The following is a 6,371-nucleotide window of genomic DNA, read 5'->3' as shown; positions in this document are numbered from 1 at the left end:
TGAAAACCTTGCTCAGAAAGGTAACGCTCCAATAGAGCACGTAAACGAGCATCGTCATCAACCACTAAAATTTTATGATTTTCTTGCATTGAAACATCCTTTCAGAAGCGTCTATTGTCGAAAATGTATCACTGTTTTTCCTAACGTGCTCAAGCAAATTGTTACTCTTTTTATCTTAAGCGCTTTATTCTCTCTCTAGCAGGTATTTTCAGCACCTACTATTGACCATAATTCCATTCCAGTTCACGTTTGGCCTCAAGCAGCTCTTGCTGTGCCTCAGCCAGCTTGTGACGTTTTTTCTCAATTTTGTCTGCTTTCCCTGAATGCTGAGCTTCGACTAATTCTTCCTCTCGCTCCTCAACTTCTTTAGTCTTTTCTTCCACTTCTGTTTGCAGCTCTTGGCGCAGCTCACCTTCCGAGCATTCATTCTGGATAGCGGAAAGTGCTTGCTCCAAGCCTTTAATGCGATGCTCATTACCTTGCGCTTTTGCATACTCAAGCTGCTGCTCTACCGCTAACTCTTTAGCGTCACAGCCTTTCACTTCATCTTGAGCAAAAACTGAAAGTGAGAAACCTATTGTTAGTGCAGCACTACACATGACTGCTTTGTTCATTTTACTTCTCCGAGAAAGGCACCATGCCTTTATACCAAATATTCTGACGTTGAGACCCAAGTCACTTCTAGTGAACTTCATGAGACTTGAATCGGTGATAAAGCCTCAGTCTTCCGAGGCCGGTTGAGTGTATTCAATTGAGTTGATGAACCACTCTTTTTCACCTTCTGGGGTGCGTACCGTGAACTCTTCATCCACTTGTTTTTTCAACATCGCTCGCGCCATAGGTGAATCGATAGAGATGTAGTCTTTCGCATCGCCATAAATCTCTTCAGGCCCGACAATACGAAACTTTTTCACTTCTCCTGCCTCATTTTCTATTTCCACCCATGCACCAAAAAAGACTTTGCCTTCTTGTTGCGGAGAATAGTCAACGATCGTGACTTCTGGCAGTAATTTACGAAGGAAGCGGACACGACGGTCGATCTGACGGAGTAAACGTTTATTGAAGGTGTAATCCGCATTTTCTGAGCGATCGCCCAGGCTCGCAGCCCAAGTGACGATCTTGGTGATTTCCGGGCGCTTTTCATTCCAAAGGTAATCATGCTCTTGTTTGAGTTTGTTGTAACCTTCTCGTGTAATCAGCTTAGTTTTCAAATTAACTCCTATCTCAACTAAAAAATGCTGCTCTTTGGCAGCATTAAGGAGATGATATACCCAAAGATCCAATGTTTTTCAGGCTTTGGGTATCAAGGTGATAAGGCGGCCAGAGTGTTACTTTTCGTAATCCGGTTTTTGCGTCACGATGTAATTCGTATCACTCGAAACAACCGCGCCATGTTTTAGGAAGTTTTTACCTAAAATCATGCTGTAATGGAAGCGACCTCGGTCCTGTAAGTTGACTCGGATCTTCTTCTCTAATTCGCCAAGCTTAACATGCATTTCAACCACAGGGCGTACGTTCGCTTTCTCGCCTTTCTTCGCTTTAATACGCATGACGTCAACAACAGGCTTAGTAAACGCCTGTTTCATGCCAAGATCGTTCTCATAGGTAAAGCTCACCATGTCTTTGCCGTCTTTCTTAAACTGCTTGATGTTCTTAGCATTGATTGAGCTTACATCTGCACCCGTGTCTAACTTCACAGGGAAAGACATCCCCTCAACTTCCGCCACTTCGATATGGCCAGCTTTGAAAAGTGGCCTTGCATCTAGTAGATGGTCTGCGCGAGTGTTCAGCAACACACCACCCTTGGCTATGTCATGACCAAAGACGAAAAAAGGTTGAGTGTCACCCTCATCAAGCACATCGAGCGCAAACTTCATTGATGTGTCTTTTCTACCGAGAAGAAAGTCTCCTTCGACAACAGGGCGAACCGCGCTGCCAACCTTGAGCTTTTTCAACACTGGTTTGGTGATTTTTTCTTCTTTCCCCTCATCGTTCATTAAATAAAACGTGACGGATTCATCCTTACCTTTTTCTGTTACTTCAAACCCATTTACACGCAGTAATGGCGTTTTCACAGTAAAAGTGGGGTAAGCAGGGACGGTATAACCATCAATGGTGACCTGTTCTTCTGGTGAAACGACAAGAGGTTTTGATTTGAGTGCGCTTTTGAACGTTTTTTCTACGCCACCCAGTAGATTTTCTCTGTCCGTATCAATAACAAAGTGCTGACTCGCGACGTCCCGACCTAAGCGAATTTGCGAACTGAACTTACTGCGATCACGCAGATACACCAACCAACGTTGAGTTTCATTTTCGCCGACTTTGACGGGTAAATAGACTAAAGGGCGCTCGCTTTTGGTCGTTTTCAGCATTCGTACCAAGGGTAATGTCATTGGATGACGCTTGCCATTCTCGCCCTCTAACATAAAAGAGACTTCGTTATGCTTTTTGTCTACCTTGATGTCCAGTGCATGGACGTTGGTATAACGGCTAGAAGTTGAGATGCTGATCTTATATGGCACACCTTCGACTTCAACCGTCTCTTTTTTGCCAATCATTTTTGCGCGTGGCTGTTCTTGAAGGTAATCGTAACCAGCGAAGACCCATGCGTTATCATCGAGATAGGTTTTACCAATCAAGATAGGAGAAGAGAATTGCGTACGCTTGGTCAGGTTCACTTCCGTATCAACGGTGTGACCAGCGATTGTCATCGGCATTTTTATTGTCGGGCGTAGGATGGGCTTTTTGCTTGTTCGACTGCGAATCGCGCTCACTCTTTCCAGATCATCGGTAATCTGTATTTCCTTCCCTGTATAAGGGTGAGGAACCGTAAAGCTAACCTTTACTTGATATGGCTTAAAGCTGTCGGCGTCCCACTTTGCCTTCGTACCACCTAAGTCATCGACAATCGCCCAAAGTAACTCGTTATCTTTCAAATCTTGGTAATCTGGGTGTGAGCTACTGACATGGATATTCTCCGCATGCATCGATGTCGTATCTGCACCAGTATCAATCTTGCCAATAAATGGCACCGCTTTTAGTTCCGGAATGTCACTGTAGTAGACGCTCTCCACACGCCCTAGTACCAATTTGTTATCGAGCTGATAAACGGGAGCTTGTGTGGTTCCTGAGATAGACTGCGCCCAACTAAGCGGGGCGACAAGTAAGGCACTCGTAAGCGCTAACGCCAAAGACATTTTTTTCATCATGATTATCCGTATAAGCCGAGGTACATTTAGTGATATCAACAACCGTGGAATTAGGTTAGTCGATAACTGCGGATATAAGTTCTCAATTTAATTACAGTTTTGACATAAATCTGACTGATGTCCACCAGCGCCCGGTAAATTTTTGCCTCGTTAATTTAAAACATTGCAAATTCTTCGAACGACCCCAATGTTCTATACAACCAAAACCGAATTAAAAGAGAAAACACGGATGAGCCAAGCTATCTGTCGCATGATTGCTCAAGAACTGAATGTTCGCCCAGAGCAAGTCAACGCCGCTGTCACCCTAATTGATGATGGCAACACTGTCCCTTTTATTGCACGTTACCGCAAAGAGGTGACGGGGGGCCTTGATGATACCCAGCTTCGTACTTTGGACAGCCGTCTGTCTTACCTTCGTGAAATGGATGATCGCCGTCAAACCATCCTCAAATCAATCCAAGAGCAAGGCAAACTGACGCCAGAGCTAGAACAAGAGATCGCGCAGGCAGACAGCAAAACTCGTCTTGAAGACTTATACCTACCTTACAAACCCAAGCGTCGTACGAAAGGTCAGATCGCGATTGAGGCTGGTCTTGAGCCGCTCGCAGATCAGCTTTGGAATCACCCACAAACCGAGCCAGAAAGCGAAGCAAGCAAATACCTTGATGCAGACAAAGGCATCGCAGACACCAAAGCTGCATTGGATGGCGCTCGCGCGATCATCATGGAGCGCATCGCAGAAGACGCAAACTTACTGGAAAAAATTCGCAACCACTTAAATCGCAATGCGGAACTGGTCTCACGAGTCGTTGAAGGCAAAGAGCAAGAAGGCGAGAAGTTTAAAGATTACTTCAACCACAACGAGCCCCTAAGCAAAGTGCCATCGCACCGAGCACTGGCGATGTTGCGTGGCCGTAACGAAGGCTTCCTGACATTGGCGATGAACGCTGATCCAGAACAGGAAGAAGGCGCTCGTCAGTCTTACTGCGAAACGATTATCGCCGACCATTATGGCGTAACGCTAAGCAGCGCACCTGCGGATACCTGGCGTAAGCAAGTGATCAGCTGGGCATGGCGCATCAAAGTATCGATGCACATGGAAACCGAGCTAATGGGCGCAATGAAAGAGCGCGCTGAAATCGAAGCGATTGAAGTATTCGCCACTAACCTAAAAGACTTGTTGATGGCAGCACCGGCTGGCCCTCGTGCAACACTTGGTCTCGATCCGGGTCTGCGTACAGGTTCAAAAATCGCGGTTGTCGACTCAACAGGTAAAGTGCTTGCAACCGAAACCATCTACCCTCACCCACCACAAAAACAATACGACAAGTCAGCACAAATCGTTGAGCAGTTGGTGCGTAAGTACAACGTGGATTTGATTGCGATTGGTAACGGTACGGCTTCACGTGAAACCGACAGCTTTGTCGCAGACGTCATCAAACGTGGCAACCTGAAAGTTCAGAAGATCATAGTAAGTGAAGCGGGGGCTTCGGTTTACTCAGCGTCTGAGCTTGCAGCAAAAGAGTTCCCGAATATGGACGTATCACTGCGTGGTGCAGTGTCGATTGCACGTCGTTTGCAAGATCCATTGGCTGAACTCGTGAAAATTGATCCGAAATCTATTGGTGTGGGTCAATACCAGCACGATGTAAGCCAATCTATGTTGGCAAAACGCCTAGATGCGATTGTGGAAGACTGTGTAAATGCGGTTGGTGTTGATGTGAACACCGCTTCTGCCGCACTATTAACACGCGTAGCAGGCTTATCAAGCACCATCGCGCAGAACATTGTCGACTTCCGCGATGAAAACGGTCGCTTTGAAGCACGTACAACCTTGAAGAAAGTACCTCGTTTAGGTCCTAAGGCGTTCGAGCAGTGTGCGGGCTTCCTACGAATCATGGATGGTAAGAACCCACTTGATGCGTCTGCGGTTCACCCAGAAGCGTACCCGGTGGTCAAAGCAATTTCTGAGAAGAACAACAAAGACATCAAAGCACTGATTGGTGATTCAAGCTTCCTTAAAGGTCTGCATGCGGTCGATTACACCGACGATAACTTCGGCGTTCCAACCATTACAGACATCATCAAAGAGTTAGACAAGCCGGGTCGTGACCCACGTCCAGAATTCAAAACGGCGACCTTTGCAGAAGGTGTAAACTCGGTATCTGACTTGGAACCGGGCATGATTCTAGAAGGTGTGGTATCAAACGTAGCCAACTTCGGTGCCTTCGTTGATATTGGCGTTCACCAAGATGGTCTCGTACACATCTCTGCACTGACAGATCGTTACGTGTCTGACCCACGTGAAGTGGTGAAAGCGGGCGACATCGTCAAAGTGAAAGTGATGGAAGTTGACGTGCAGCGTAAGCGTATTGGTCTATCGATGCGTATGAACGACGAACCGGGTCAAGACAACCGCAGCCAACGCTCATCAGCAGCGCCACGTCGTAATGACCAACCGCAGCGTCGTCAGCCTCGCCGTGATGATTCGTCATCGAACAGCGCGATGGGCGGTGCGTTTGCTGCAGCGTTTGCTAAAGCGAAAAAGTAACCTTACCTAGGCTTCACCGCTAACGAGCTTTCATAACTAAAAAGAAAACGCTCCAATCAGTCAACCTGCTTGGAGCGTTTTTGTTTGAGTAGGATATTGAGTCGTCATAATACTGCTATCACTTCTGACGGGGTATGGGGAGCGACTGCATGACCATAATGAAACTTGATCACCTTCCTGCGCTTTTCCATTAATCCTTCATTGATCGCAGCATCCAAAATGCGCTTTGGTAAGCGAAAGCGGATCGCGTAGCCTTTCCCCTGGTCTTCACTATACGATTTGAGCGCAAGCAAACTAAAAAGCCGTTCTAGTGTATCTTCCGGCTCTTCTTGATAACGTGTGTCGACTTCCGTTTCCATATCATAATCAGGATGCTCTGAAGGATCCCAAGAAGACTGACGTCGGCGCTTGTCATCACCTTTTACTTTTCGCTCTGCATTGGTTTTGGCCAATGCGACCGTTGGCGTTACAGGCTCTCGGACTTTATTGTCGCGAGCTGCTTGTTCCGTCTGCACATTCACGGATGGGGCGATCAGTGGCACACTTACGTTGGTCGGTGACACAATCATTGCGAACCCTCCTCAGAGTCGCCCAACTCGTCAATATGGCTT

5 protein-coding genes are annotated in these 6,371 nt (G+C 46.8%); 1 reads left to right on the top strand and 4 read right to left on the bottom strand.

Annotation, left to right across the window (positions count from 1 at the left end):
* Positions 1-218: 218 nt before the first annotated feature.
* The 3 genes from R7041_RS22260 to R7041_RS22250 all read right to left on the bottom strand — a co-directional run bounded on the left by R7041_RS22260 (position 219) and on the right by R7041_RS22250 (position 3,209).
* Positions 219-614 (bottom strand): DUF1090 domain-containing protein, encoded by a 396-nt coding sequence (locus R7041_RS22260; protein ID WP_005379332.1) that lies wholly within the window; start codon positions 612-614, stop codon positions 219-221.
* A 105-nt stretch (positions 615-719) separates the two neighbouring features.
* Positions 720-1,211 (bottom strand): transcription elongation factor GreB, encoded by a 492-nt coding sequence (greB, locus tag R7041_RS22255; RefSeq protein WP_025768311.1) that lies wholly within the window; start codon positions 1,209-1,211, stop codon positions 720-722.
* A 117-nt stretch (positions 1,212-1,328) separates the two neighbouring features.
* Positions 1,329-3,209: an ATP-dependent zinc protease gene (locus R7041_RS22250; RefSeq protein WP_086013892.1), complete on the bottom strand. Its 1,881-nt coding sequence runs from the start codon at positions 3,207-3,209 to the stop codon at positions 1,329-1,331.
* Positions 3,210-3,438: 229 nt separating this feature from the next.
* Between R7041_RS22250 and R7041_RS22245 the strand changes: the two genes are divergently transcribed.
* Positions 3,439-5,760 (top strand): Tex family protein, encoded by a 2,322-nt coding sequence (locus R7041_RS22245; protein ID WP_005379317.1) that lies wholly within the window; start codon positions 3,439-3,441, stop codon positions 5,758-5,760.
* Between the two features lie 104 nt (positions 5,761-5,864).
* Here the strand turns inward: R7041_RS22245 and R7041_RS22240 are convergent, their stop codons facing one another.
* Complete coding sequence (locus R7041_RS22240; protein ID WP_005379316.1) at positions 5,865-6,329, bottom strand: hypothetical protein; 465 nt, start codon at positions 6,327-6,329, stop codon at positions 5,865-5,867.
* Positions 6,330-6,371: the final 42 nt, after the last annotated feature.

It is taken from the genome of Vibrio sp. 1751 (assembly GCF_033339895.1).
In the GTDB taxonomy this organism is placed as follows: domain Bacteria; phylum Pseudomonadota; class Gammaproteobacteria; order Enterobacterales; family Vibrionaceae; genus Vibrio; species Vibrio alginolyticus.
Note: the sequence above shows the minus strand (reverse complement) of the source record. Positions and strands in the feature narration are given on the sequence as shown.